This window comes from Pelagibacterium luteolum (assembly GCF_900100665.1).
In the GTDB taxonomy this organism is placed as follows: domain Bacteria; phylum Pseudomonadota; class Alphaproteobacteria; order Rhizobiales; family Devosiaceae; genus Pelagibacterium; species Pelagibacterium luteolum.
In genome coordinates this window covers 100,452-126,188 of the sequence record NZ_FNCS01000007.1, presented here as the reverse complement: position 1 = coordinate 126,188, position 25,737 = coordinate 100,452, and the positions used below count along the sequence as shown (strand labels likewise).

Annotated in this window: 18 protein-coding genes; 7 read left to right on the top strand and 11 right to left on the bottom strand. The window is 60.8% G+C overall.

All coding sequences use genetic code 11. The annotated features are described in order from the left end of the window. The first annotated feature begins 50 nt into the window (after positions 1-50). The 3 genes from BLR31_RS12855 to dxs all read left to right on the top strand — a co-directional run bounded on the left by BLR31_RS12855 (position 51) and on the right by dxs (position 5,887). Positions 51-1,691 (top strand): L,D-transpeptidase family protein, encoded by a 1,641-nt coding sequence (locus BLR31_RS12855; RefSeq protein WP_176762647.1) that lies wholly within the window; start codon positions 51-53, stop codon positions 1,689-1,691. 503 nt (positions 1,692-2,194) lie between these two features. After that, positions 2,195-3,838 carry a peptidoglycan L,D-endopeptidase MepK gene (gene mepK, locus BLR31_RS12850; RefSeq protein ID WP_090596978.1) on the top strand — a complete coding sequence of 548 codons (1,644 nt, stop codon included), beginning with the start codon at positions 2,195-2,197 and terminating at the stop codon, positions 3,836-3,838. A 108-nt stretch (positions 3,839-3,946) separates the two neighbouring features. Beyond that, positions 3,947-5,887 carry a 1-deoxy-D-xylulose-5-phosphate synthase gene (gene dxs / locus BLR31_RS12845; protein ID WP_090596975.1) on the top strand — a complete coding sequence of 647 codons (1,941 nt, stop codon included), beginning with the start codon at positions 3,947-3,949 and terminating at the stop codon, positions 5,885-5,887. Between the two features lie 72 nt (positions 5,888-5,959). On the opposite strand, the gene BLR31_RS12840 is transcribed toward dxs, so the two are convergent. Then, positions 5,960-6,241: a DUF2312 domain-containing protein gene (locus tag BLR31_RS12840; RefSeq protein WP_090596973.1), complete on the bottom strand. Its 282-nt coding sequence runs from the start codon at positions 6,239-6,241 to the stop codon at positions 5,960-5,962. 275 nt (positions 6,242-6,516) lie between these two features. On the opposite strand from BLR31_RS12840, the gene BLR31_RS12835 reads away from it, so the two are divergent. Further along, a complete protein-coding gene (locus BLR31_RS12835) occupies positions 6,517-6,963 on the top strand; it encodes a DUF1036 domain-containing protein (RefSeq protein WP_244505054.1) in 447 nt (148 codons plus the stop codon). Continuing rightward, complete coding sequence (gene pyk / locus BLR31_RS12830; protein WP_090596971.1) at positions 6,960-8,396, top strand: pyruvate kinase; 1,437 nt, start codon at positions 6,960-6,962, stop codon at positions 8,394-8,396. Before BLR31_RS12835 ends, pyk begins: the two co-directional genes overlap by 4 nt. Before the next feature lie 393 nt (positions 8,397-8,789). On the opposite strand, the gene ykgO is transcribed toward pyk, so the two are convergent. From ykgO to BLR31_RS12785, 9 genes are all read right to left on the bottom strand, one after another. After that, positions 8,790-8,915, bottom strand: a complete 126-nt coding sequence (gene ykgO / locus BLR31_RS12825) for a type B 50S ribosomal protein L36 (protein ID WP_014131674.1) — start codon at positions 8,913-8,915, stop codon at positions 8,790-8,792. A gap of 195 nt (positions 8,916-9,110) precedes the next feature. Further along, positions 9,111-10,139 carry an ABC transporter ATP-binding protein gene (locus BLR31_RS12820; protein ID WP_090596969.1) on the bottom strand — a complete coding sequence of 343 codons (1,029 nt, stop codon included), beginning with the start codon at positions 10,137-10,139 and terminating at the stop codon, positions 9,111-9,113. Next, positions 10,136-11,152, bottom strand: a complete 1,017-nt coding sequence (locus BLR31_RS12815; protein WP_210183929.1) for an ABC transporter ATP-binding protein — start codon at positions 11,150-11,152, stop codon at positions 10,136-10,138. Before BLR31_RS12815 ends, BLR31_RS12820 begins: the two co-directional genes overlap by 4 nt. A gap of 19 nt (positions 11,153-11,171) precedes the next feature. Beyond that, positions 11,172-12,116, bottom strand: coding sequence for an ABC transporter permease subunit (locus tag BLR31_RS12810; protein WP_244505053.1), 945 nt, complete (start codon positions 12,114-12,116; stop codon positions 11,172-11,174). 10 nt (positions 12,117-12,126) lie between these two features. Beyond that, positions 12,127-13,050 carry an oligopeptide ABC transporter permease OppB gene (oppB, locus tag BLR31_RS12805; protein ID WP_090597058.1) on the bottom strand — a complete coding sequence of 308 codons (924 nt, stop codon included), beginning with the start codon at positions 13,048-13,050 and terminating at the stop codon, positions 12,127-12,129. Between the two features lie 179 nt (positions 13,051-13,229). Next, positions 13,230-14,855: a peptide ABC transporter substrate-binding protein gene (locus BLR31_RS12800; protein ID WP_090596965.1), complete on the bottom strand. Its 1,626-nt coding sequence runs from the start codon at positions 14,853-14,855 to the stop codon at positions 13,230-13,232. A 165-nt stretch (positions 14,856-15,020) separates the two neighbouring features. Further along, entirely contained in the window at positions 15,021-16,307 is a 1,287-nt protein-coding gene (locus BLR31_RS12795; RefSeq protein ID WP_090596964.1) for an acetyl-CoA C-acetyltransferase, read from the bottom strand. Positions 16,308-16,313: 6 nt separating this feature from the next. Then, entirely contained in the window at positions 16,314-18,281 is a 1,968-nt protein-coding gene (locus BLR31_RS12790) for a 3-hydroxyacyl-CoA dehydrogenase NAD-binding domain-containing protein (protein WP_090596963.1), read from the bottom strand. Between the two features lie 111 nt (positions 18,282-18,392). Then, positions 18,393-20,873 carry an acyl-CoA dehydrogenase gene (locus BLR31_RS12785; RefSeq protein ID WP_090597056.1) on the bottom strand — a complete coding sequence of 827 codons (2,481 nt, stop codon included), beginning with the start codon at positions 20,871-20,873 and terminating at the stop codon, positions 18,393-18,395. Positions 20,874-21,225: 352 nt separating this feature from the next. Here BLR31_RS12785 and BLR31_RS12780 point away from each other — a divergent pair, with 352 nt between their 5' ends. Both BLR31_RS12780 and BLR31_RS12775 read left to right on the top strand, forming a co-directional pair. Next, positions 21,226-22,938, top strand: a complete 1,713-nt coding sequence (locus BLR31_RS12780; protein ID WP_210183923.1) for a long-chain-fatty-acid--CoA ligase — start codon at positions 21,226-21,228, stop codon at positions 22,936-22,938. Positions 22,939-22,943: 5 nt separating this feature from the next. After that, positions 22,944-23,360 carry a MerR family transcriptional regulator gene (locus BLR31_RS12775; RefSeq protein WP_090596960.1) on the top strand — a complete coding sequence of 139 codons (417 nt, stop codon included), beginning with the start codon at positions 22,944-22,946 and terminating at the stop codon, positions 23,358-23,360. Positions 23,361-23,363: 3 nt separating this feature from the next. Here the strand turns inward: BLR31_RS12775 and BLR31_RS12770 are convergent, their stop codons facing one another. After that, positions 23,364-25,586: an EAL domain-containing protein gene (locus BLR31_RS12770; protein WP_090596958.1), complete on the bottom strand. Its 2,223-nt coding sequence runs from the start codon at positions 25,584-25,586 to the stop codon at positions 23,364-23,366. Positions 25,587-25,737: the final 151 nt, after the last annotated feature.

The window sequence follows — 25,737 nt, the reverse complement described above, 5'->3', positions numbered from 1 at the left end:
GACGAACCAGCCCGCGGCCGGCTTGGTGCGATGAAATGGCAGGCTCTACGATGAAGAGACTGATTGTCGGCGCGATTGCGGGCGCCTCGCTTTTCGCGATGGTTTCGGCCGCAACGGCGTTTGAGACGGTGCGGGTTGGCGAGGTGAATGCGACGCGCATCATGATCGCGCCGCCGCAGACCGATCTGGCGAAAACCATACGTGACGGATTGCGCGATGCGCTGGATGGCGCGGGCAACAGCCGGGCGCAGAGCGATGCGCAGCAGCTCTATTATTTTTATGGCGCGCGCCATTTCGAACCGCTGTGGCTGACCGAGGATCGCGGCGAGATCGCGTTTTCAAGCGCTGCAGAAAGCGTTATCGCTCTATTCGAGGACGCGCATCTTCAGGGACTGGAACCGTCGGACTATCTCACCCGTGGGCTCGATGTGGCGGCGGCTGGCAGCGATCCGGCGCGGCTGGCGGCGCTCGAGGCTGAGTTTTCGGCGGCGATGCTGCGCTATGCGACCGATGCCTATACCGGCCGGCTCGACCCACGAACCGTCTCGGAAAATATCGACGTGGCGCCCAAGAGCGTCGACGAGGCCGAACTTTTCTCTGCGCTCGCCGAGAGTGCGGACCCGGCCGCTGTGTTGATGAGCTATCACCCCGATCATCCCGAGTTTATCGCGCTGCGTGATCTCCTCGGGCAGCACTATTCCGGCGAGATCGAAGATCGCGCGCCGATCGGTGGCGGATCGCTGATCCGGCTTGGGGGCAGTGATGCGCGCGTGCCAGCGCTGCGCGAGCGCATGGGGACGACCTCCCTGCCCGGCGCCGATCCGCTTGTCTATGACGGTGCACTGGAAGCAGCCATCGAAAAATTCCAGGGCGAAATGGGGCTCAACCCCGATGGCGTCGTGGGGCCCGCGACGGTCGCCGCGATCAACGGAGCGGGCGGCGCAACCCGCGCCGATATCGTCGCCAATATGGAACGCTGGCGCTGGATGCCCGACGATCTGGGCGACTTCAACGTCTTCGTCAACATCCCCCAGTATCGGGTCGAGGTCGTCAGATATGGCGAGACCGTTTGGGACAGCCGCACGGTGGTCGGCACCGAACGGCGCCAGACGCCGGTGTTTTCAGATCAGATCCGCCATGTGGTGACCAACCCCTATTGGAACGTGCCGCCGACGATTTTGAGCCAGGATGTAATGCCGCGCGTTGCAGCCAATCCGAACTATCTGGCCAGCCAGAACATGGAATTGTTTTTCAATGGCGCGCAGATCGACCCCTGGATGGTGGATTGGTCGCTGGCCAACCCCAACGCGTTTCGCGTGCGCCAGAGGCCGGGGCCATCCAATGCGCTGGGGCGGGTGAAATTTCTGTTCCCCAACACCCATGACGTCTATCTGCACGACACCAATTCGCCGGGGCTGTTCTCGCGGTCGATGCGGGCGCTTTCGTCGGGCTGCGTGCGCGTGGAGGACCCGTTCGGCTTCGCCGAGGCGCTTTTGGAGTTCGAACCCAACCTCACTGTAGCCTCGCTGGAAAATACGCTTGGCGGCAATGAGCGCTGGTTCAATATGGACCGCCGGGTGCCTGTGCATCTGGCGTATTTCACACTGCGCGTGGATGAAAACGGCACCGTGCGGTCATTCGGTGATGTCTATGGACATAATGCCAAGACGATGGAGATGTTGGGGGTCTAGGCGATCGGGGTGAGAATTCACCGCTAGTCGTGGTGCCTTTAAAAGTTCAGCGCCCCCTCATCCGACCCTTCGGGCCACCTTGTCCCACCAGGGAGAAGGGACCCTCTTGGTGGGCGATGATATTTGTTCACCAAGGCCGCAGGATTCTGCCTTCCCCCCCTGGTGGGAGAAGGTGGGCCGGCGCAGCCGGGTCGGATGAGGGGCGCTGAGGTGGAAAGCCGACGGAGCAAGTCGAATTCCACATCTCTTGAGAAAAACCACATGAGCATGACGCCGATAGAGCACCGTGTAGGCTGAAATTGCGCCACAGCGTCGCCGCGTTTAAGACTTCATTAAAATTTTCGCCACGCTGACGCCGCGTTTGAGCAGCACCTTGTGACCAGGTTCAGGGAGGGGTGGAATTGACGCCCCGTTAGCGTTAACAATCTCGCATGAAGTTGATGCTAGTCTGCCGTCTCTTTAGACACAAAAAGCGGGTATAACCGGGCGTGACTTCCAGGGGTATGGATTTAGTAAAGCGTATCGTACTTTCGGTAACGGCTGCGGTTTTGACGCTGGCCGGCTCGATGGCTATTGCGAGTTCGGCTCAGGCCAACGACCGCGAACTCCATCTCTATTATACTCACACCAAGGAAACGATCCGCATCGTTTACAAGAGCAATGGCCGCTTTGTGCAGTCGGCGCTCGACAGGCTCAACGTTTTCCTGCGCGACTGGCGCCGCAACGAGCCGGCCCGGATGGATCCGGCGCTGTTCGACGTGCTTTGGGAAGTCTATCAGCGCACCGGCGCGACGCAGCCTATCCATATCGTTTCCGCTTACCGCTCGCCGGCCACCAACGCCATGTTGGCATCGAACTCCTCGGGTGTCGCCGACAATTCCCAGCACATGCAGGGCAAGGCGATCGACTTTTTCATCCCCGGCGTTCCCGTGAACCGCATTCGCGAGCTCGGTTTTCTGATGCAGGTCGGTGGCGTTGGATATTACCCGAATTCCGGCAGCCCGTTCGTTCACCTCGATACCGGCAGCGTGCGCGCCTGGCCGCGCATGACGACGGCCCAGCTGCAGCAATTGTTCCCCGATGGGCGGACAATGCATATTTCTTCGAGCGGTCAGACGCTCCCCGGTTATCAGGTTGCCAAGGCCGAATGGGACCGTTGCCGCCGCGTACCGTGCAATGCAAGCACGCCTGATGGCGGCACGCGCGTTGCGAGCGGCGATCGTCCGCGGACGCTTTGGGATCTGTTTACCGGTGGCGGCAATGAGAGCGCGCCGGCAGCCCAGCCAAGCGCTCCGGTTCAGGTCGCGTCCGCCCCCGCACCGCGCGCGCCGGTTGCGGCGCCCCAAGCTGTCGCGGCGACGCCGGCAGCGCCTGCAGCTCCGATCCAGCAGGCTTCTGCCGATGAACCACCGGCCCCGCCGACGCGTCCGACAGATCTGATCGCCGGAACGATGGTGGCCGACGCACCAGCGGTACCGCAGGAAATTCCATTCCAGATCATCGATGCGCAGGACATGATCGCGCAGGTCGCGATGGCCAGCGAAACCGACGATGCACCGATGCCGCCCTCGATCTCGCGCGGCCTGGCCGAAATGCGCGCCACCACGCCTTCAGCTTATGCACCTTCGGCGGGGCGCCTCGAAGTCGCCGCCACCGAACCGACCGCGCCGACCCCAATCGCCCGGCCCGATTTTGCGCCGGTGATGACCGCATCGCTCAATCCGCAGGCGATTTCAGCGGCCGAGCCGCTTGAAATGCGCCCCAGCATCGACCCCGATGCCCTTGTGGCGAGCCAGCCGCACGAACCCTCCGAACTCGACGCGTTTGCCTCGCTGTTTGATGGTGCTGTGTTGCCGGGAACGAACCCGCAAGCCCCAGACGAGGCCCTGACCAACGCCGTGGCGAGCCTCACCGTCGCTGAAGGGCAGTTGTTTGCCCCCGGCCTCGATACCGTGAGCACGCTGATGGCGCCGACTGCGCTGTCTGGCGACCAGTTTGCCTTCGGGACGGGCGACGCGATGACGGGCGATGATGGGGATACGGTATTGGTCTCCGGCTTTACCCGCACAGCGGCGCTTGGGCATTCGTCCAGCACGTTTGGGCCGGCACAGACCATCTGGGTCCATTACGACTCTGCCTCGAACTGACACAGTTCGGACCTCTTTGGTTGCCAAAAACGCTCGATCTCACTACATCAGAGCAAGGTGACGCCTGAGCCACGCCAGGCGTCACGCGAATTTCACAAGGCAAGCTAAGTGTCCGAAAAACCTCACACCCCGCTGCTCGATGCCATCGCCTCGCCGGCGGACCTCAAGGACCTCAAGCGCGAAGAGCTGATCGCGCTCGCCGACGAGTTGCGCGCCGAGGTGATCGATGCGGTGTCCGTCACCGGTGGGCATCTGGGCGCTGGGCTCGGGGTGGTCGAACTGACGGTGGCGTTGCACCACATCTTCGATACACCAGACGATCGGATTATCTGGGACGTCGGGCACCAGGCTTATCCACACAAGGTTCTGACCGGGCGCCGCGATCGCATCCGCACGCTGCGTCAGAAGGATGGGCTCTCGGGCTTTACCAAGCGCGGCGAGAGCGAATACGACCCGTTCGGCGCAGGGCACTCATCGACATCGATTTCGGCTGGCCTCGGCATGGCCGTAGGCTCCGACCTCAAGGGCGAAAAGCGCAATGTGATCGCCGTGATCGGCGACGGGGCGATTTCGGCGGGCATGGCGTATGAAGCCATGAACAATGCCGGCGCCATGGACGCGCGGCTGATCGTGATCCTTAACGACAACGACATGTCGATTGCGCCACCGACCGGTGCGATGAGCGCCTATCTGGCGCGGTTGGTCTCCGGCCCGGCCTATCGCGGCCTGCGCGATGCAGCCAAGCATGTGAGCCAGATCCTGCCACCGTTCTTTAAAGACAAGGCGCGCAAGACCGAAGAATATGCGCGCGGGTTCTGGACCGGCGGCACACTGTTTGAAGAGCTGGGGTTCTATTACATCGGCCCGATCGATGGGCACAATCTCGACCATCTGCTGCCGGTTCTGAAGAACGTGCGCGATGCCGAGCAGGGTCCGGTCCTGATCCACGTCGTGACGCAAAAAGGCAAGGGCTATGGCCCTGCCGAGCAATCTGCGGACAAATATCACGGCGTTTCCAAATTCAACGTGATTACCGGCGCGCAGGCCAAGACGCCCTCGAACGCGCCATCCTACACCTCGGTTTTTGCCGAAACGCTGATCGGGGAAGCCGAGCGCGATGAGCGGATCGTGGCGATCACCGCGGCAATGCCCGGTGGGACGGGGCTCGATAAATTCGCCAGCCAATTCCCGACCCGCATCTTCGACGTCGGGATCGCCGAGCAGCACGCGGTGACATTTGCCGCCGGCATGGCGACCGAGGGGCTGAAGCCTTTCTGTGCGATTTATTCGACATTTTTGCAGCGCGCCTATGATCAGGTGATCCACGACGTGGCGATCCAGAACTTGCCGGTGCGGTTTCCCATAGATCGCGCGGGGTATGTCGGGGCTGACGGGCCGACGCACGCAGGGGCATTCGATACGGCGTTTCTCGCCACCCTACCCAATATGGTGGTGATGGCGGCGGGCGATGAAGCCGAATTGCGCCACATGGTGGCGACTGCGGCGGCCTATGACGAAAGCCCGATCGCTTTCCGCTATCCGCGCGGCGAAGGCATGGGCGTCGAAATGCCCGAGCGCGGAACACCGCTGACCATCGGCAAGGGCCGCATCCTCAAGGAAGGCACGACGATCGCGCTGCTCTCGTTCGGGACCCGGCTCGGCGAATGCCTGGCGGCCGCCGAAACGCTTGGAACCTATGGGTTTTCGACAACGGTTGCCGATGCGCGGTTTGCCAAGCCGCTCGACGAAGAGCTTCTGGCGCGGCTGGCGCGTGAGCATGCGGTGCTGATTACAGCCGAGGAAGGCGCGATTGGCGGATTCGGCTCCCATGTCGCGACGCGATTGGCTCAGTTGGGCCTGCTCGACAATGGCTTGAAATTCCGCCCGCTGGTGATGCCCGATCGCTATATCGATCACGCAGGCCAGGGCGACATGTACGCCGAGGCTGGGCTTGATCGCGCCGGGATCGTCGCAACGGCGCTGACGGCGCTGGGTGATGAGATCAATGCCGCCGACGTCTTGCGGGCTGCCGGGCGAGATCTGGTTTAGGGCGTTCGGCTGGTCGCTGCAGCGTCGGCCCTCGGGTCGGGCCCGAGGGTGACGGTGGAGGACTATTAAAACCTATTCGGCGGCTTCGTCGTATTCGGCTTGTGAGCCGGCGTCGGCCATGCCGAGTGCGTGCAGGTAGAGATCGAGGATCGCTTCCATTTCGGCGCGCTCGTTGCGGTCCTGCTTGCGGATCCGGACGATCTGGCGCATGACCTTGGTGTCGAAGCCCGAGCCCTTTGCTTCGGCATAGACTTCCTTGATATCGTCCGAGATGGCCTTTTTCTCTTCTTCCAGGCGCTCGATCCGCTCGATGAAGGCGCGCAACTGGTCGCGCGCGATGCCGTGGTCTGCCATGTCTGTCGCTTTCGGAATGTTTGAACGATTGAGTGACTATCAATCGCATCGGGCTGCCGACTGCAAGCCTTGGGACGCAAAACCCACAGGGCGTTTCGTCGCTTGTTAACAAGCGCGTGTTTGACGCATTTGCGCCCAAGCCCTGCCCTATTGCATGCCGCCTCGCCTATGATGGCTGATGTCTATCATAGGATGAAGCGCACCAACCATTGACATCGAGCCCCCCCTTGATCAGAAACACCATGGCCTGCCAATCACGTAAGCGATCCGTCACCGTGCTGTCATTGCTCCGCAATAGCCTCATCGCCGCTCCTGTCCTCCTGGCGGGCATGGTGATGGCGCCCGCGCCGGCGCTGGCCGACCTTCGCGTCTGCAACCAGACGCAGAGCACCGTTTCGATTGCCTTCGGCTATCGCGCCGATACCGGCTGGCAATCCGAAGGCTGGTGGGTTGCCGGGCCCGAAGCCTGCGCCATCGTCTATCAGGGCGATCTGGCATCGCGATATTACTACCTCTACGCCGTCGACGATCTGGCGGGTGGGGCCTGGGATGGATCGGTCTTCATGTGTACCCAGGATTCGACCTTCACCATATTCGGCGTCGAGGACTGCCTGGCGCGCGGTTACGAACGCACGGGCTTTTTCGAGATCGACACGCAGGGCCGCACCGATTGGACGATGCAGCTCACCGAAAACAATTCAACCAGCATGGATCCGCAATGAAGAGATCGCGCCGCGTAAAAATCCTGGCTACGCTCGGGCCCGCCTCCAATGACATCAAGGTCATCGAGGAATTGGCACGCGCCGGGGCCGACGTGTTCCGCATCAACATGAGCCATGCAAGCCATGAGCTGATGCGCGAGACGGTCGCCAAGATCCGCCAGGTGGAGCGGACGCTGCGCTATCCGATCGGCATTCTCGTCGATCTCCAGGGGCCAAAGCTTCGCGTCGGCACATTCGCCGAGGGCTCTGTGATGCTGGGCAAGGGCGAGACCTTCACCCTCGACGCGTCGGATCTGCCCGGCGACAAGACCCGCGTCTATCTTCCCCACCCGGAAATTCTCGCTTCGGTGAGCGTGGGCGACCGCCTGTTGCTCGACGACGGCAAGATCGAACTGCGCGTGACCGCAACCTCCCCGGAAGCGATCAACACCACAGTGGTCTATGGCGGCAAGCTGTCCAACCGCAAGGGTGTGTCGCTGCCCGACACCATGCTCACGGTTGGTGTTCTGACAGAGAAGGACCGTGCCGACTTGAAGGCGGCGCTTGAAACCGAGATCGACTGGGTGGCGCTGTCCTTTGTGCAGCGCCCTGAGGACATGATCGAGGTGCGCAAACTCGTTCAGGGCCGCGCCGGGGTTCTCGCCAAGATCGAAAAGCCGCAGGCGATCGACCGGCTAGAGGAAATCATCAGGCTTTCTGATGCCATCATGATCGCGCGTGGCGATCTTGGCGTGGAGATGCCGCTCGAAACGGTGCCGGGACTGCAAAAGCGCATGATCCGCATGTGCCGCCGACTGGGCAAGCCTGTAGTCGTGGCGACCCAGATGCTGGAATCGATGATCACTTCGCCCGTCCCGACACGCGCGGAAGTGTCCGACGTCTCTATCGCGGTCTTTGAGGGCGCCGACGCAGTGATGTTGTCGGCCGAAAGCGCTTCGGGTTCCTACCCCGTCGAAGCCGTGGTGACGATGAACAAGATCGCCGAGGCCGTCGAACAGGACGCGCTCTATCAGGGTATTATCCGTGCACAGGCAACCGAACCCGAAGCCACAGCCGCCGATGCCATTTCGGCAGCGACGCGTCAGGTGGCCGAGACGCTCGATCTGGCCGCTATCGTGACCTACACCTCCTCGGGCTCCACCGGCATCCGCGCCAGCCGTGAGCGACCTTCCAAGCCGATCATCGCGCTCTCGCCCAAGATCACCACAGTGCGCCGACTGTCGATCGTATGGGGGCTGCATTGCGTGCAGACCGAGGACGCGATCTCGCTTGAGGACATGGTGGATCGGGCGTGTTCGATCGCTTACGTCGAAGGTCTTGCGCGGCCCGGCGATCGCGTGGCGATCACGGCGGGTGTGCCGCTGGGCACACCGGGCGCGACCAATATGCTGCGGATTGCGTTTGTCGGACAGGACGGGGCTGGCGGGTCGTAAGGACACCGCTGCCGCTCCCAAATGAACTATGACCCTCGGGCTTGTCCCGAGGGTTTTTTGTTGATGCAGAGCACGTGGTACTCGCTGCCGTTTGATATCCCATGATCGCTGCGCGTGTCGAAAGGCTGCTGGGCCCTCGGGTCGCGCCACGGGGTGACGGCGGCGGTCGGATGCGGTTGTTGCGCTGGCGCGCGACCTAGTCGATGCGTGAGCGAGCGGTCCGGGCGTGTGCCGCGCGATGTCGATAGAACAGATAGGCGGAGCATACTGGGTCCCGGATCAGGTCCGGGATGACGCCTTTGGTATGGCAAGAACCGCGTCTTACACATCCCCCGCCCGAAACAAAAAGGGCTCGCCGAAGCGAGCCCTTTTTAAAGCCGATGAAGCGGCAGATTAGCCCTGGCGGGCCTTCATGCGCTTGTTGACCTTGTTGATGATATAGACGCGGCCACGACGGCGGACCAGCTTGTTGTCCCGGTGCCGGGTCATGAGCGCCTTGAGCGAGTTGCGGATTTTCATTTTAAACCTCGGGCAATAAAAGATCGGCGGGGCTCAAGGCACCGCAGAATGAGTTGGCCGGAACATAGGGGCAAAGCCTCTCACTGTCAACGCGAGTCGCGCGAGGCTTTACCGGGATTTTTGAGGCGCTTGGCCCCGGTATTCTTGACGACCATCTGCCCCGGCCGGCACGCGCTGCGCCGGCCCGGATCGGGTCTATTCCCGGGGCCGGGTCCGGGCCCCTTCCGGATCGGCCTGGATTTCCGCCCAGCGAATGCAGGACGCTTCCGAACCGGTATCTGTCGTCTCGAGCGGCGGCACGATCTGTGCGCACCGATCGATAGCGTAGGGGCAGCGGGTGCGGAAATAGCAGCCCGACGGCGGATTGATTGGCGACGGAATTTCCCCCTCCAACGCTTCGGTCACATGCTGGCGGGCCAGCTTGGGATCGGCGATCGGCACGGCGGTCAGGAGCGCGCGCGAGTAGGGATGGCGCGGGTCGTTGTAAAGCGTTTCGCTCTCGGCCAATTCGGCGATACGGCCGAGATAGAGAACCAGGATGCGATCCGAGACGTGCCGGACGACCGAGAGATCATGGCTGATGAAAATCAGCGTTAGGCCGAACTCGTCCTTGAGATCGGCGAGAAGGTTCAGGATCTGGGCCTGGATCGAGACGTCGAGCGCCGAGACCGGCTCATCGCAGAGGATCAGCTTGGGACCGGTGACCAGCGCGCGGGCAATGCCGATACGTTGGGCCTGTCCACCCGAAAACTCGTGCGGGTAGCGGTTGATCATTTCGGGCAAGAGCCCCACCGCATCCATCATCTCTCGCACGCGCTGGCGGCGCTGTTCGCGGTTCATTTCGGGCTTGAGCGTCCGCAACGGGTCGGCGATGATTTCGCCCACCGTCATGCGCGGATTAAGCGAGGCCAGCGGATCCTGGAAAATGATCTGCAGGTCGGTCCGCGCCTTGCGCATTTCATCCTTGGAGAACTCGGTGAGATCACGACCGAGCCAGATGACCTTGCCGTCATCGGGCTCGATGAGTTGTAGGATACAGCGACCGAGCGTCGATTTTCCGCAGCCCGATTCCCCCACGATACCGAGGGTTTCGCCGCGTTTGACAGAAAAGCTCACATCGTCGACGGCGGTCAGCGTCAGGGGCTTGTTGAACAACCCGTTGGCGATCGCGAACCGCTTGGTGAGATTTTGGACGTTGAGCAAGATTGGCGTTTGGTCGTTCATGTCGCCGCCACGTCCTTTTCTCTGTCGTGCACCAGATCTTCTTCCATGTCGTGCTCGGTCATTTCGCCTTCGTAAAAGCAGGCGCTGAGACGATTGTGCTCGCGCACGATCAGGGCCGGCCGCTCCTTGACGCAGCGGTCGAACCGGAAGGCACAGCGCGGATTGAACGCACAGCCGGGCGGCAGATTGGTGAGGTTGGGCGGCAGCCCCTTGATGGGCGCCAAGCGGTCGCGGCCCTGCTGCACATGCGGCGTCGAATGGAGCAGACCGAAGGTGTAAGGGTGACGCGGGTCGTAGAACAATTCGTCCACACTACCCTTTTCGACCACGCGCCCGGCATACATCACCATCATCTCGTCAGCGAGGCCGGCGACAACGCCAAGGTCGTGGGTGATGATGATCAAGGCCGTATTGAACTTATCGGTCAATTCGGCAAAGAGCTTGAGCATCTGCGCCTGAACGGTAACGTCGAGCGCCGTGGTCGGCTCGTCGGCGATCAGAACCTTCGGGTCGCAAAGGAGCGCCATAGCGATCATGACGCGCTGACGCTGGCCGCCCGAGAGCTCGTGGGGATAGCGGCGCAGGATACGGCGCGGATCGGGCAGATGCACGGTCTTGAGCATCTCTTCAGACCGATCGATCGCCTCCTTGCGCTTCATGTTCTTATGAAACATGAGCACTTCGACCATCTGGTCTTCGACCCGCAGATAGGGGTTGAGCGAGGTCATGGGGTCTTGAAAGATCATGGCCATGTCCTGGCCGCGGATCTTATTAAGATCGCCGGACTTCATGCCGATGAGCTCGCGCCCGTCGAACTTGACCGAACCTTCAACTTCGCCATTGTTGGCAAGAAGACCCATGGCAGCCATGACCGTCTGGCTCTTGCCCGAACCGGACTCGCCAACGATGGCGAGCGTCTGGCCGGGGGCGACGGAAAAGTTCATCTTGTCGACGGCGCGGACCGTGCCGGCCTGCGTTCTGAACGACACCGAGAGATCGGTGACTTCGAGCATTGTCATGGTCGACCTTTCCTCACCGGTCACGCGGGTCGAGCGCATCGCGCAGACCGTCGCCGACGAAGTAGAAACTAAAAAGCGTGATGATGAAGAAAAACAGCGGGAACAGCAGTTGCCAGAGCGTTCCGTACATCACGGTGCCCGCCCCCTGGCTGATCAGAGCGCCCCATGAGGTCAGTGGCTCCTGCACGCCCAGCCCGAGAAAGGAAATGAAGCTCTCGGTGAGGATCATCTGCGGCACGAGAAGCGTGGCATAGACAACGACGATCCCCAAAAGATTGGGAATGATGTGGCGCAGAATGATGGTGAAGTGCCCTGCCCCGCCGGCCCGTGCCGCCTCGACGAATTCCTTTTCCTTCAATGACAGCGTCTGTCCGCGCACGATGCGCGACATGTCGAGCCACGAGATCAACCCGATGCCGACGAACAGCATCGAGATCGAGCGTCCGAACACGACAAGCAGAAGGATGAGAACGAACATGTAGGGGATCGAGAGCATGATATCGACAAAGCGCATCATGATCGAATCCACGCGGCCGCCGAAATATCCGGCGACAGCGCCATAGAGCGTACCCACGATCACGGCGATGCCTGCACCCACAAGGCCGACCATCAACGAAATCTGGCTGCCTTGAACGACGCGGGAATAAAGATCGCGGCCCAGATCGTCGGTGCCGAAAAAGTGTCCGGTTTCCAGGGACGGCGCACCGGCAACGCGGACATTGCCGAGCACCGACCAGTCGATCTCCGCATTGCTCCACACAGCAAAGAAATGGCCGGTGAAGGCAAAGAGGGCAACGAGGATCAGGACGACAAGACTGATGACGGACGGGACGTGACCGAAAAAGCGCCGCGCGGCATCGGCCCAAAGCGAGCGGGCCTTGGTGCTGACTTCATAATTGGCGTCGTTGACGTCGATGGGATCGGCCGCCGCCTGGACCCGTATAGGACGCAGTACCATGGCTGGTCTCCTAGTAGCGGATGCGCGGGTCGATCCAGGCATAGAGGATATCGACCAGAAGGTTGAAACTGATGGTGAGCGCCCCGAGCAGGATGGTGATGCCCATGATCACCGAATAGTCGCGGTTGAACGCGCTGTTGGTGAACAATTGCCCGATGCCGCCCGTCGAAAAGAACACGTCGATGATGACCGAGCCGGTGACCATGCCGACGAAGGCCGGGCCGAGATAGGACAGCAACGGCATCAGAGCGGGCTTAAGCGCGTGCCGCACGATGACGTGCGTTGCCGGCATACCCTTGGCGCGCGCTGTACGGATGAAGTTGGAGCTGAGCACTTCGAGCATGGACGAGCGCGTGATACGGGCGATCGAGGCCATGTAACTCGTGCCGAGCGCAATGACCGGCATGATCACATAGGGCCATTGTCCGCCACGCCAGCCACCGCCGGGAAGCCAACCCAGCCAAAGGGTGAAGACGATCACCAGAAGGGGGGCCATGACGAAATTGGGAAGGACCTGCGCGCCGATCGAGGTGCCCACGGCGAGATAATCGAGCCATGTGTTGTGGCGAACGGCGGCGGCGATACCCAGCGCGCAGCCGATCAGAACGGCAAGGACGAAAGCCCAGGCGCCATAGGTCAGCGTTACAGGAAAGCCCTGCATGATGATGTCGTTCACCGTCCTGTCGGTATAGGCGAAGGACGGGCCGAAATCGAAGCGCGTTATGATGCCGACCAGATATTCCCAGAGCTGGATATGCCAGGGCTGATCGAGGCCGAATTTGGCGTTGACGTTCGCGAGAACCTGGGGCGGCAAGGGCCGCTCTGAACTGAACGGACCGCCGGGGGCAACGCGCATCAGAACGAAGGAAAAAACGATCAATATCAGGAGCGTCGGGATTGCGATCCCGAGACGCTTGAGGATGTATTTCAACATGTCGATGATCCGTGCGCGCGCAACGCGGCCCAATGTCCGGATATGCGGAAGACAGCGCTTTGCAAAACCGATGCAAAGGCGCGTGTGAGGCAGCGGCGCCCTGTCATTTCTTTACCCTGAAAGGGGGAGATCCCGCGCCCCTTAAGGCAAGGAGCGCGGGATCCCTAATCAAAGAGCTGTTACTCGGCGGCGACCTTGTAGAGGTCTTTCGAGTACCAGTTGGCTTCAACGTTGTTGATCGGCCATTCCTGAATCTGCGGATTCAGCATGTAGACGTTGGCGTAGTGATAAACCGGGATCACCGGCATTTCTTCGGCCACAATCTCTTCGATCTGAGCGTTGATCTCTTCGGCATCGGCCAGCGACTTGCCTTCAGCGAGAAGCGCATCGACTTCTTCATTGCTGTAGGCGGCGTCGTTGTAGCCAGAGTTGGTGTTGAACAGATCAAGGAACGTCGAGGGATCGTTGTAGTCGGCACACCAGCCACCACGCGAGACGTCAAAGTCGCCATTTTCGCGGGCTTCGAGGAAGGTGTTCCATTCCATGTTTTCGAGCGTGGTGTTCACGCCAAGCTTCTGCTGCCACATCTGGCCCATAACGGTGGCCAGCTGGCGGTGCGCATCGGAGGTGTTGTAAAGGATCGAGAGTTCGAGCGTTTCACCACCGGGGCCATAGCCGGCTTCTTCCATCAGGCGCACGGCTTCGGCATCGCGCTCAGCCTGCGTCATGTCTTCGTAGCCGATTTCCGGCGTGCCCATGTTTTCCATCCCGACGGGAGCAAAGACATAGGCCGCAGTCTGGCCGCCCTGGAGAACCTGATCGACGATCACATCACGATCAACCGCATAGCTGAGGGCCTGACGGACGCGGACGTCCTGCGTCGCTTCCGGGCCACCATCGCGCAGATTGAAGTTGTAGTAATAGGTGCAGAGCGTCGGGATCGAGATCGCTGTATCGGGATATTCTTCGACAAGGCGAGGATACTGACCGGTCGGCACTTCGGTGCGGTCGAGTTCGCCAGCAAGGAAACGGGTCAGTGCCTGGTTTTCGTCATTGATGACCAGCGCAGTAACGGTTTCAAGAACGGTGTTTTCAGCGTCCCAATAGGTGTCGGACTTGACGCGAACCGAGCGTTCCTGCGGAACGTGCTCGGAGAGGATGTAGGCGCCATTGGTGACGATGTTCTCAGGACGCGTCCACTGGTCGCCATGCTCTTCGATCACCCAAGCCGGAGCAGGGAAGGTCGAAGCATGGGTCAGCATGCTGTCAAAGAACGGCAGGCCCTGGGAGAGGCGGACCACGAGGGTCTGATCGTCAACGGCTTCGACACCAAGCTCGGACGGCTCGACTTCACCGGCGATGATGGCCGACGCGTTTTCGAGGCTCATCAGCTCGCCGAACCATGCGTAAGGCGATGCGGTCTCGGGATCGACCAGGCGCTGCCAGGCATAGACGAAGTCGCCAGCGGTGACGGGCTCGCCATCAGACCAGACTGCGTTGTCACGCAGGGTAAAGGTCCATTCGGTGAAGTCTTCGTTGGATTCCCATTCGGTCGCAACGCCCGGGAGCAGTTCGCCGTCAGCGCTCTGGGTCAGCAGGCCTTCGAAAAGGTCGCGCACGATTTCAGAGCCGGAGACGTCTTCAACGATCTGCGGGTCGACCGAGCTGTGCTCGTCGAGCACGCGATAGGTGAAGCTCTGATCTTCGGCCAGCGTCACCCCGTCGGGAACATTGGCAGCCCAGGCGGGCGCGACGAGGAAAGTCGTCGCGGCAAGCGCCGCCAAAAGCTTGGTTGTACGTATCATGATGGTCGTCTCCTTTTTGTTATTGGAACGTCTGTGATGCTTCCAGCCCACGGCCGCCCTCTCTTTATTTTTGGGGCAGCTCTAGCGACGCTCAACGGGAAAAACATTCCCCGTTGAAGTGTGAACGGAGCCTATCCTTGCCTAAACGGCTTTGACAAGCATTGATTAGGCAGCACTTTCAACGATAGCTGCAACGCCCATCCCGCCTGCTGTACAGACCGAGATAAGCGCTCGCCTTTTCTCAAGATGATTCAACATCTTGGCTGTCATCCCCAAGATGCGGGCACCGGTTGCTGCGAAGGGATGGCCATATGCCAAAGACGAGCCAAAAACGTTGATTTTATCCACAGGGACGCTTCCAAGCGGATCATCTCGCCCCAAAATCGCCCGATTGTAGTCAGGATCTTCCCATGCAGCGAGCGTGCACAGCACCTGCGCCGCAAACGCCTCGTGCAGCTCGAAAAGGTCGATATCCGCAAAGCCGATATTGGCGCGCCGCATCAGGTCCGAAACAGCGATGGTCGGCGCCATCAAGAGGCCGTCGCCATGGGCGAAATCATTGGCCGAAACCGCACCCATGGTGAGGTAACCGAGAATGGGCAGACCACGTTCGCGCGCCCACTCTTCGCTGGCCAGAAGCACCGCAGCGGCACCATCGGTAAGCGGGGTGGAATTGGCGGCAGTTAGGGTTCCCTTGCCGGACTTCTTGTCAAAAGCCGGCTTCATCGTCGCCATCTTTTCAAGACTGGTATCGGGGCGGACATTGTTGTCCTTGTAGATGCCGGCGCACGGGACGATCAGATCGTCGTGAAAGCCTGTGTCATAGGCTTCGGCGGCGTTCTGATGGCTGCGCAGGGCGAGGACGTCCTGCGCCTCGCGCGAAATGCCCCACTGCTTAGCCATGATCTCGCAATGCTCGCCCATGGAGAGGCCGGTACGTGGCTCCTGGGTGGATGGAGCGACGGGAGTGATCTCGCCGAAATTGAAGCCCTTGAACGCCGAGAATTTCTCTCCCGTGGTGCGGGCGCGCGACATGGCGATCATGCGCTTTTGCATCTTGGGGCCAAGAACGACCGGGCTGTCGGAAACGGTGTCCGACCCCGCCGCTATACCGCTGTCGATTTCGCCCGTGGCGATCTTGGCGGCAAGGGTCAGGGCGGCCTGCAGCGAGGTGCCACAGGCGATCTGGAGCGTCGTGCCCGGTGTGGACGGTGAGAGTCCGGCGTCGAGCAAAGCTTCGCGCGCGATGTTGAAATCTTTGGAGTGGGAGATAACCGACCCGGCCATGACCTCGCCGACCCGCTGGCCCTTGAGGCCATATTTGTCGGCGAGCCCGCCGATGGCGGTTGCCAGCATCGAGAGGTTGGACTCGTTTTCATAGCCTGTGTAGGCGCGGCAGAATGGAATGCGGGCCGAGCCCACGATGGCAACTTTGCGTACTGTCTGTATCATCTTGGTTTAAGCCCTTCCGTCCTGGCGTGCCTTGAGGGGTCCGCCGAGGAACGGCGCAAACCCGGTACCCAGGATCATGCCGATATCGGCCATATCGGCGCTTTCGACGACGCCCTCGGCAACGATCACTTCGGCGGTGTCGACAAGCGGTTGAACGAGATCACGGCCCAGCCCCGGCAGATTGCCGTGCGGAGGTGCCTTTTCCTTGATCGCCTTGCCGTCTTCCCATTTGTAAAAGCCCTCGCCGGTCTTGCGGCCGAGCTTTCCGGCAGCGATGAGCTTGGCAAAACGGCTATCCTGAGGGACCTTCTGGCCGAGTTCCTTGGCGACGAACGCACCAACATCGAGGCCGACGGTGTCCATCAATTCGATTGGGCCCATAGGCATGCCGAAGGCGACTGCCGCAGCGTCCAGCTGCTCGGGGCTCTCACCCTTTTCCACGCGATCCACGGCTTCGAGCATGTAAGGCATGAGCGCGCGATTGACGAGGAAGCCGGGCGCGGATTTGACCACGACCGGGCTCTTGCCGATGGCGAGAACGAAGGACGCGCCGACGCGGATCGACTCTTCGTCATTGAGTGTGGATTTGATCACCTCGACCAGCGGCAATTGCGCGACGGGATTGAAGAAGTGCAGCCCGATGAGGCGCGAGGGATTGTCGAGCGCTTCTGCGATGCGTTCGAGCTCGATGGACGAAGTGTTGGTCGCCATGATGGCGCTGGGCTTCAGGCGCTGTTCGGCGTCGCTGAAAATCTGCTGCTTGATTTCAAGCTTTTCGACAACCGCTTCGATCAGCACATCGCAACGGGGAATACCTTTGCCTTCGACGTCCGGTTCGAGACGCGACATGGCGGCATCGACGGCCTGTTTGGTCTTGAGGCGTTTTTTGAACATTTTTTTGGCGCGGTCGAGCGCGGGCTTGATGCGCTCCATATCCATGTCCTGCAGCGTCACCATCATGCCGCGATAGGCGCACCACGCAGCGATATCGCCACCCATCACGCCGGCACCAACGACGTGAACGCGGGTGAACTTGGGCTTGTCCTTGCCCTTAACCCCAAGCCGCTTGAGGCTTTCGGAGAGGAAGAACACGCGGCGCAGATTCTGCGCGGTTGGCGACGCCATGAGCGGCACGAACGCATCGATTTCATGGGCGATCATCTGCTTGGGATCGTCGCCATATTTTTCGAAAAGGTCGATGAGGGCAAAGGGCGCGGGATAGTTTTCCTTGCGCGCCTTTTTCCTTGCCTCTTCCCGCATCCTTTCGGCAACGCGACCGCGGATGGGGCCGAATGCCAAAGCGCGCTTTGCAAGCGGCGCCGGTTCGGACTTGCGCTTGGAGAGCACCGCCTTGCGGCCTTCCCAGCGCAGCTGGTCGGGATGACGCACGAGTTTGTCGACAAGGTTCAGCGCCTTGGCCTGCTTGGCGCGCAAGATCTTGCCGGTGAGCATAAGCTGCATCGCATCGACGGGACCGGCCTGTCGGATCGAGCGGCCGGTTCCGGCAAAGCCGGGGAAAATGCCGAGATTGACTTCGGGGAAGCCGAGCTTGGTCGCATCGTCATTGACCGCGATGCGGTAGTGACATGCCAGCGCCAGTTCCAAACCGCCCCCGACGCAGAAACCGGAAATGCCGCAGACGAACGGCAGCCTGAGGTCTTCGATGCGTTGGAAGATGGCATGCGTGCGCTTGAGCGCTTCGGGCAGAACGGCGGGATCGCTCATCTGGTCGAATTCGGAAATATCAGCGCCGGCGATAAAGCCGGACTTGGCCGAGAGCAGTACGACGCCCACCAGCGTACCGGCCTTGCCGAGGTTTTCGATATGCGTGACGAGCGTTTCGAGTTCGCCGATCACTTCGCGGCTCAAAACGTTGACCGAATTGTCTTTGACGTCGAGCGTCAGCCACCCGATCTGTTCGACATCAACCGAGAAATCCCAGTGCTTGGTGGGAGGCGTATCAGGATGCGCCAAGGCAGGCTCCTCTCTTGTTGTAGGACTGTGGCGATGGTGCGGGTTTAAGACGTAAACCGCAACCGCCTAGAGCAAAACATGGGCAGGAGTGGGACACCCCTGCCCGCTGCGCTACTCGGCGGCTTCTGTGTATTCGCTCTTCTGCCGGACCGGGCGGGCCAGTTCCTCGGTCGTGAAATCATCGACCTTGATGACCTGATCGGTCGCTGCATCGGCTTCACGCATGATGCGCGCTTCTTCGGCGGTGAAGATGCCCTTGGCTTCCGCATCGGCAATCGCGTCGCGATCGAGACGGCGATCGATCTCGCCTTTCTTGAGCGCACGGAAAAACTTCTTTTCGATGTCGGTTGCCGCTTCGACCTTGACGAGAGCGTCCTCGAGCATGCCGGTGCGATCCGCCGGATCGAAGGTGAGATAAACGCCGCGGGTCAGACGGTCGCGGAACGTCGACTGACCGAGGACGGAACGGGCCAGACGGAAGTTCTCCCTGTCCGTGGACGGACGCGCACGGCGACCGAGCGGGAAGATCAATGCGCCGAGTGCAAACCGCAGGAATGGATTGGGGAAGTTGTCGATGACTTCGCCGAGGCTCTTCTGGATCGCGGCCACGCGGTCACGACCGATGGCGTTGATGACCGGAATGTCTTCGGGCATGCGTCCATCGTCTTCATAACGCTTGAGCGCCGTCGAGAGCAGATAGAGGTCCGAAAAAACATCGGCCATGCGGCCCGACAGCATCTGTTTGCGTTTCAGATCGCCGCCCAGGAAAGCGACCGTCCAGTCACCGGCCAGGGCAAAGCTCTGGGAGTAGCGGGCAAGCTCGCGATACCAGCCTTTGAGCTCGTGCTCGACGGGGCTCGGGATGAAGCGACCGAAGGTGAGGTTATGGAACCAAGAGGCGGTCATGTTGCGCAGCATGAAGCCGATATGGCCAGAAAACGCCGCGTCGAAATCGTGCAGACCTTGTTTCTTGTCGGGGTTTTGCGCGGATTGGACCTCCTTCAAAAGATAGGGGTGGGCGCGCAGCGCGCCCTGGGCGAAGGTGATGAGCGTTCGCGTGAGGATATTGGCGCCTTCCACGGTGATGGCGACGGGCACCGTCTGATAGGCCGAGAACAGATAGTTCATCGGACCATCCTGGATGGCGCGGCCACCGTGGATGTCCATTGCGTCGTCGACGCGCTGGCGCATTTCCTCGGTGGTGCGATATTTCAGTGCTGCCGAGATCACCGCAGGCTTTTGCCCGTCATCGACGATCGCGGCGGTCATGGCGCGGCTTGCTTCGAATTGGTAGGCGGATTTGACAAGGCGGGCCATGCCCTCGCCCACGCCTTCCATCTGCCCGATGGAAATGCCGAACTGACGACGGATGCGGGCATAGGCCGAGGTTACGCGGAGGGCTGCCTTGATCGATACGGTGCCGATGGCAGGCAGTGAAATGGCGCGACCAGTGGCGAGACATTCCATCAGCATCCGCCAGCCCTGACCGACATAATCGGTGCCGCCGATAAGGAATTCCATCGGGACGAAGACGTCTTTAGCCGAGGTCGGACCGTTCATGAACGCCGACCGCGCAGGCAGGTGGCGGCGACCGATCTCGACGCCGGGATAATCGGCGGGAACGAGCGCGAGCGTAATGCCGACATCCTCGCCCTTACCGAGATGGTTGTCGGGATCGTAGAGGTTGAAGGCAACGCCAAGTAGCGTCGCGACCGGAGCAAGCGTGATGTAGCGCTTGTCCCAGGAGAGTTTTACGCCGAGAACCTGCTTGCCCTCGTATTCGCCGTAAGTAACCACGCCGACGTCGCGCATGCCTGCAGCGTCGGACCCGGCATGGGGGCCGGTGAGTGCAAAGCATGGGACTTCAAGGCCCTTGGCCAGACGGTGCAGATATTTGCCCTTCTGTTCGGGTGTGCCGTATTTTTCGAGCAATTCACCCGGCCCGAGCGAATTGGGGACCATAACGGTGATACCGGCTGCAACCGAGCGCGAGGCGATCTTGGAGACGACCTGGCTTTGCGCCTGAGCAGAAAAGCCCAGACCGCCATGCTCCTTGCCAATGAGCATCCCCAAAAAGCCCTTGTCCTTGAGGAACTGCCAGACTTCGGGCGGCATATCCATACGATCGTTGCGCGTATCCCAATCATCGATCATCGCGCAAACCTCTTCGCACGGACCATCGAGGAAGGCTTGTTCCTCGGCCGTCAGTTCGGGTTTGCGGATCGCGAAAAGCTTGTCCCAATCGGGACGGCCCGAGAAAATCTCGGCGTCCCAGCCCACCGTGCCGGCATCGAGCGCTTCCTGCTCGGTCCGCGAAATGCGCAGCAGGATGGATTTGACCATCCTGTAGGCCGGGCCGGTAACGGCGGCCTGTCGAATGGCGGTGATGGAGAGCAGCCCGAAAACGATTGCCGGCAGCAACGCGACGACCCAGCCGATGATGCTTGTGGAAAATGCCAGCCCATCGTCAGGGCGCAGCATGGCCAGGATCCCGATCACCAAGGCGGCCAGGGCCCATTGCCAGAGCGGAGACTGGCGAATGGCCAGTACGAGAAATGCGACGATACTCAGGGCGATGATGGCGAAAACCATGGCGCAGGCTCCTCTAGCGTTGCGCTGCCGCACCCTCGTCCCGGCGACAGTCGCTTTCCCTTGAAAATACACCCGTGGACGTAAACGTCAACCTGATGCCTTTAACGTAATCGCGAGGCGACTTGGTTGGCGCCCAAATGCGGTACACGCTGACTGCGGGAAGACATCATTATAAAATGATTGAATGGAGAATTTGTTTCTCAGGGCCGAAGGCAGCGAAAACCGCCTTCTTAACGCCGGCGAACCGGCTCCTCTTCACTGCCCTTCATACGAGAGGCGTTTGACGCTTACGTCATGGCGTGACATATTTTTGCGAGACACAGGCAAACATGCCGTGCGGAGGAGAACAGCAATGAACCATGCCGAAGTCGCAAGCCATCCCTGGATCAAATCCTATCCTGAAGGCATCGCCTGGGATAAGCCGATCGACACGACGCCCGTGCATGAACAATTGCTCGCCTCCTGCGCCAAGATGGGGGACGCGACAGCGCTGGACTTTCTTGGTGCCACTACCAGCTATCGTGAACTCGGCGAGAAGGTGAACGCCTTGGCCGGTGCGCTACAGTCCGAACTGGGTGTGAAAAAGGGCGACCGCGTTGCGCTGCTCATGCCCAATACGCCCTTTTATGTCATCGCCTATTTCGCCGTGCTGCGCATCGGTGCGACGGTGGTCAACTGCAACCCCCTCTATTCGATCGGGGAATTGAGTCACATCGTTTCCAATTCGGGTGCCGAGATCCTGATCACCCTCGATCTCAACGTGACCTTTGCAAGCGCCGAAAAGCTGGTGAGCCAAGGGCACGTCAAAAAGCTGATCGTCGCCCACTTTCCGAACGCCCTCTCGGGCCTCAAGAAAATCCTGTTCCCACTGGTCAAGGGCAAGGATCTCGCCAAGCCTGCCCAATCTCAGGCGGCGTCCGCGGTGATCTCGTTCGACGATTTGATCGGCATGCGCAAATCTCCCACCGCGGTGACGATCGATGCGGAAAAAGACGTCGCGGTGCAGCAATATACCGGCGGGACGACGGGCACGCCCAAGGGCGCCATGCTCAGCCACGCCAATATCGCGGCCAATATGAGCCAGATCGACGCCTGGGGCGACGGGTTGTTCTATCCGCCGTCAAAGATCGTCGCCGTGCTGCCGTTCTTCCATATCTTTGCGATGACCGTCTGTATGAACGTGCCCTTGTGTTCGGGTGCCCAAGTGGTGATGTTGCCGCGTTTCGAAATGAAGCCGTTCCTCGCGCTCATGAAGCGCACGCGGCCCAATGTTCTGCCGGCCGTGCCGACCCTTTTGCACGCGCTGGCGACCAAGAGCACGGCAACGGCCGAATTGCTCGCGCCGATCGAAGTCGCGATTTCTGGTGGCGCGGGGCTTCCCAACGAAACACGCGAGGCGTTCAGCAAGAAATCCAAGGCGATCCTCGCCGAAGGGTATGGCTTGACCGAAGCCTCCCCCGTTGTGACTTGCGCTGCCCTGCGCGTTCCGTCCAAGCCCGGTTCAATCGGGCTGCCATTGCCGGGCACTGACGTGCGGTTCGTCAATCTCGAGGACGCAGATACGGAAGTGCCGTATGGCGAGCGGGGTGAACTCGTGCTCAAGGGGCCGCAAGTGATGCTGGGCTATTACGCCGATGAGGCAGCGACGCGCGAGGCGTTCAACGCGCGCGGATATCTGCGGACAGCTGATGTGGGCTATCTTGATGAGGATGGCTATGTCTTCCTCGTCGACCGCATCAAGGATCTGATCATCTGTTCGGGCTTTAACGTTTATCCCCGTGCCATCGAGGACGCCATTTACCGGCACCCGGCTGTCGACGAGACAAACGTCATCGGCGTCAAGGACGAGTATCGGGGCGAGGCACCTGTCGCCTATGTCAAGCTCAAGGAAGGCCAGTCTCTGGACGAAGCCACCCTCAAGACGTTCATCAAGGACCATCTCTCCAAGCTCGAAATGCCGCGCGAGATCATCTTCCGCGACGAGTTGCCCAAGACCATGATCGGCAAACTGTCCAAGAAAGATCTGCGCGAGGATTACGAAAAGCACGTCAAATCCAAGGGATAACGGCGTTGAACAAACATGATGCGGACAAGCGAGACCTCTTCGCCATCGCCGACCTCGCCAAGGAGTTCGGGATTTCGACACGGGCCATCCGCTTTTACGAAACCAAAGGCTTGCTCAAGCCGGACCGGGTCGGTTCGACCCGGGTGTTCCGGCGGCGCGATCGCGCACGGCTGATCCTCATCCTGCGCGGCAAGCGGCTGGGATTTTCGCTGCGCGATATCTCGGAATATCTCTCGCTCTACGATACCGATAATTCGCGTACGGCACAGGTGCAGTTGCTCATCGAGAAGGTCGATGAGCGGCTGGGCCTGTTGCGCAGCCAGTTGACCGATCTGGAAACGACGATTGCCGAATTGAGCGAAATCCGCGCGCTTGCCGACGAGCGCATAGGCCCTGCGACAGACATCGACAAGGCGAGTTGATCTTCAAGCCCTCCTGCGCAGCGCTCCACCGGAATAATTCAAAATCCAGTCCTCAAAATCTGCGGCGGCCATAGGGCGCGAATAGAAATAGCCCTGCTGAGCATGACACCCTAACGCTTCCAGAAAGCGCCTCTGCCCGAGCGTTTCGACGCCTTCAGCGACCACCGACATATTGAGGCTTTGGCCGATGCAGATGACAGCGGTTGCGACCGCCTGGGCACTGGCATCGCTTTCGAGGCGATCGATAAAGGCGCGATCCACCTTGAGTTCCTTGACCGGCAGCCGCGCGATCAGCGAGAGCGAAGAGTATCCGGTGCCAAAATCGTCCATCGACAGTGTGACGCCCATTTCGGCCAGCGCTTCGATATTACCGACCACGGTCGCGGTTTCTTCCAGCATCAGGCTTTCGGTGATCTCGATGGTGAGATCGGCCGGCTTTAAGGCGTTCTCGGCGAGCACATCGGCGACAAGCTGAGCGAACCCCGCATCGCGAAAATGCTGGGCCGAGATATTGACCGACATCGCCGGGATGACGTGTCCGTCTCTGCGCCATTGGGCCAGTTGGGCGCTCGCCGTACGCAGCGCCCAGGCGCCGAGCGCCTCGATGGCGCCGATCTGCTCGGCGACGGGAATAAACCGGTCAGGTGCGATCGGCCCATATTCGGGGTGTGACCACCGCGCCAGGGCTTCGACACCATAGAGCCCGCCCGTTTCCCATTCGATCTGCGGTTGAAACACCAGATTGAGCGTTTCGGCTGCAATCGCCTCGCGCAGCGCCGCGCCCAGCAGCAAACGATCCTTGTTGAGCGCATTGATGGCGGGCGAAAAAAAGTGGTAGCCCCCGCGCCACGACGATTTGGCATCCATCAGCGCCGCTTCGCCGTGATCGAACAGCGCATCGACATTGGTGGCATCGCCGGGATAGAGCGCAATCCCGATGCTGGCGCCGAGCGGAATCGACGCTCCGCTTAGTTCGAACGGATCCTGCATACGCGTCACGAGTTCCTGCGCCGCCACCGCAGCCCGGTCAGCATCGCACTCATCGAGTATGATGACGAACCGGTCTCCATTGAGACGACAGACCATATCGGCGGTCGAAGCGTGTTCGAGCAGACGCTGGCCGACCCCTTCAAGGATCAGGTCGCCCATGGGCTGACCGAATGCGTCGTTCACATCCTTGAACCTGTCTATATCCAGGCAGAGAAAGGCGATCTTGCGCTTTTGTCCCGGGTCTGCGCGTAGGGTTTGTTCGAGGCGCTGGCGCATCAGAGTACGGTTCGGCAGGCCGGTCAGCGCATCGTAATAGGCTAGGCGTCTGATCTTGGCGCGCGCCTCGAACCGCTCGATGGCCATCGTGCACAGATGCAGGCAGGCATCGACGAGTTGCTGATGCCAGGCGCTCGGACCGTGACCGTCGGTATAATAGAACGCAAACGTCCCCACGACCCGCCCGTCTTTCAGAACCATCGGATGCGACCAGCAGGCGGTAAACCCAAGTGGCAGGATCAAATGTTTGAAGTCCGACCAGAGAGGGTCGGTCGCGATGTCTTCGACCAACACTGGTTCACCGCGCCAAACCGCCGTGCCGCAGCTTCCGGCACGAGGACCGGCTTCGACGCCGTCGACCGATGCCGACACGTGATCGGGAAGGCTGGGCGCCGCCAGCGGGCGCAACCGATGGTCCTCATCGACCCGCAGGACCGTGCAGCAGGTATCGGGCGCCAGCGCTTCCACCTGGAGGCATATGAAGTGCATTAACTCAGGCAGCGGAATGTCGCGGGCTAGAGCGTCGAGCACGTCGCGCTGAAACACCTGAAGACGTTTGGAAGACGTGATGTCGGAGAGCATCGCCACGAGATGGCTAAAGCTACCATCGGCCGCAAAGATCGGATCGATCTTGGCTGAAACCCAGACCGGGTCCCCACATTTGGTGCGCAGCAGAAGATCGTCGTAAAAGCCGCGCCCCGCCACCGTGCTCTGGCGGGCACGCGCATGAAGCCGCTCGTCGGTTAGCGGACCGGCCAGCAGCGACCATGGCTGCTCGCTCGCAAAATCGGGAAGGTCGTAACCGAATAGGCTGACAAAGGCCGGGTTGACGTAGCAGGGTCGTCCCGCGGCGTCGGAAATCAGGATGGCGCGATCGGTGCGCGAAATGGCGAGCTCGATGAAATCGAACTTCGTTTCGTATCTGGCCGGCGCGTCTACGGCCCCGCGATCCTCGCGCATTCTGGCACCCCCGGATCGTTCTCCAATAACGAGCGGTTCTCCGCCGTTTAGGAGACGAGTGTGGAGGGCCAGGTGTTAATGAATTCTCACGGCACTCAAATTGGTCGATCCGGGCAAACCAGCATCGTTAAGGGCAGGTTTCCGGCGACCT

What these genes read in the sequence shown, in the direction of transcription:
- BLR31_RS12855 (WP_176762647.1), top strand. Translation starts at nt 51, where the DNA reads ATGAAGAGACTGATTGTCGGCGCGATTGCGGGCGCCTCGCTTTTCGCG.
- mepK (WP_090596978.1), top strand. Translation starts at nt 2,195, where the DNA reads ATGGATTTAGTAAAGCGTATCGTACTTTCGGTAACGGCTGCGGTTTTG.
- BLR31_RS12840 (WP_090596973.1), bottom strand. Translation starts at nt 6,241, where the DNA reads ATGGCAGACCACGGCATCGCGCGCGACCAGTTGCGCGCCTTCATCGAG.
- pyk (WP_090596971.1), top strand. Translation starts at nt 6,960, where the DNA reads ATGAAGAGATCGCGCCGCGTAAAAATCCTGGCTACGCTCGGGCCCGCC.
- ykgO (WP_014131674.1), bottom strand. Translation starts at nt 8,915, where the DNA reads ATGAAAATCCGCAACTCGCTCAAGGCGCTCATGACCCGGCACCGGGAC.
- BLR31_RS12820 (WP_090596969.1), bottom strand. Translation starts at nt 10,139, where the DNA reads ATGAACGACCAAACGCCAATCTTGCTCAACGTCCAAAATCTCACCAAG.
- BLR31_RS12815 (WP_210183929.1), bottom strand. Translation starts at nt 11,152, where the DNA reads ATGCTCGAAGTCACCGATCTCTCGGTGTCGTTCAGAACGCAGGCCGGC.
- BLR31_RS12810 (WP_244505053.1), bottom strand. Translation starts at nt 12,116, where the DNA reads ATGGTACTGCGTCCTATACGGGTCCAGGCGGCGGCCGATCCCATCGAC.
- oppB (WP_090597058.1), bottom strand. Translation starts at nt 13,050, where the DNA reads ATGTTGAAATACATCCTCAAGCGTCTCGGGATCGCAATCCCGACGCTC.
- BLR31_RS12800 (WP_090596965.1), bottom strand. Translation starts at nt 14,855, where the DNA reads ATGATACGTACAACCAAGCTTTTGGCGGCGCTTGCCGCGACGACTTTC.
- BLR31_RS12795 (WP_090596964.1), bottom strand. Translation starts at nt 16,307, where the DNA reads ATGATACAGACAGTACGCAAAGTTGCCATCGTGGGCTCGGCCCGCATT.
- BLR31_RS12785 (WP_090597056.1), bottom strand. Translation starts at nt 20,873, where the DNA reads ATGGTTTTCGCCATCATCGCCCTGAGTATCGTCGCATTTCTCGTACTG.
- BLR31_RS12780 (WP_210183923.1), top strand. Translation starts at nt 21,226, where the DNA reads ATGAACCATGCCGAAGTCGCAAGCCATCCCTGGATCAAATCCTATCCT.
- BLR31_RS12770 (WP_090596958.1), bottom strand. Translation starts at nt 25,586, where the DNA reads ATGCGCGAGGATCGCGGGGCCGTAGACGCGCCGGCCAGATACGAAACG.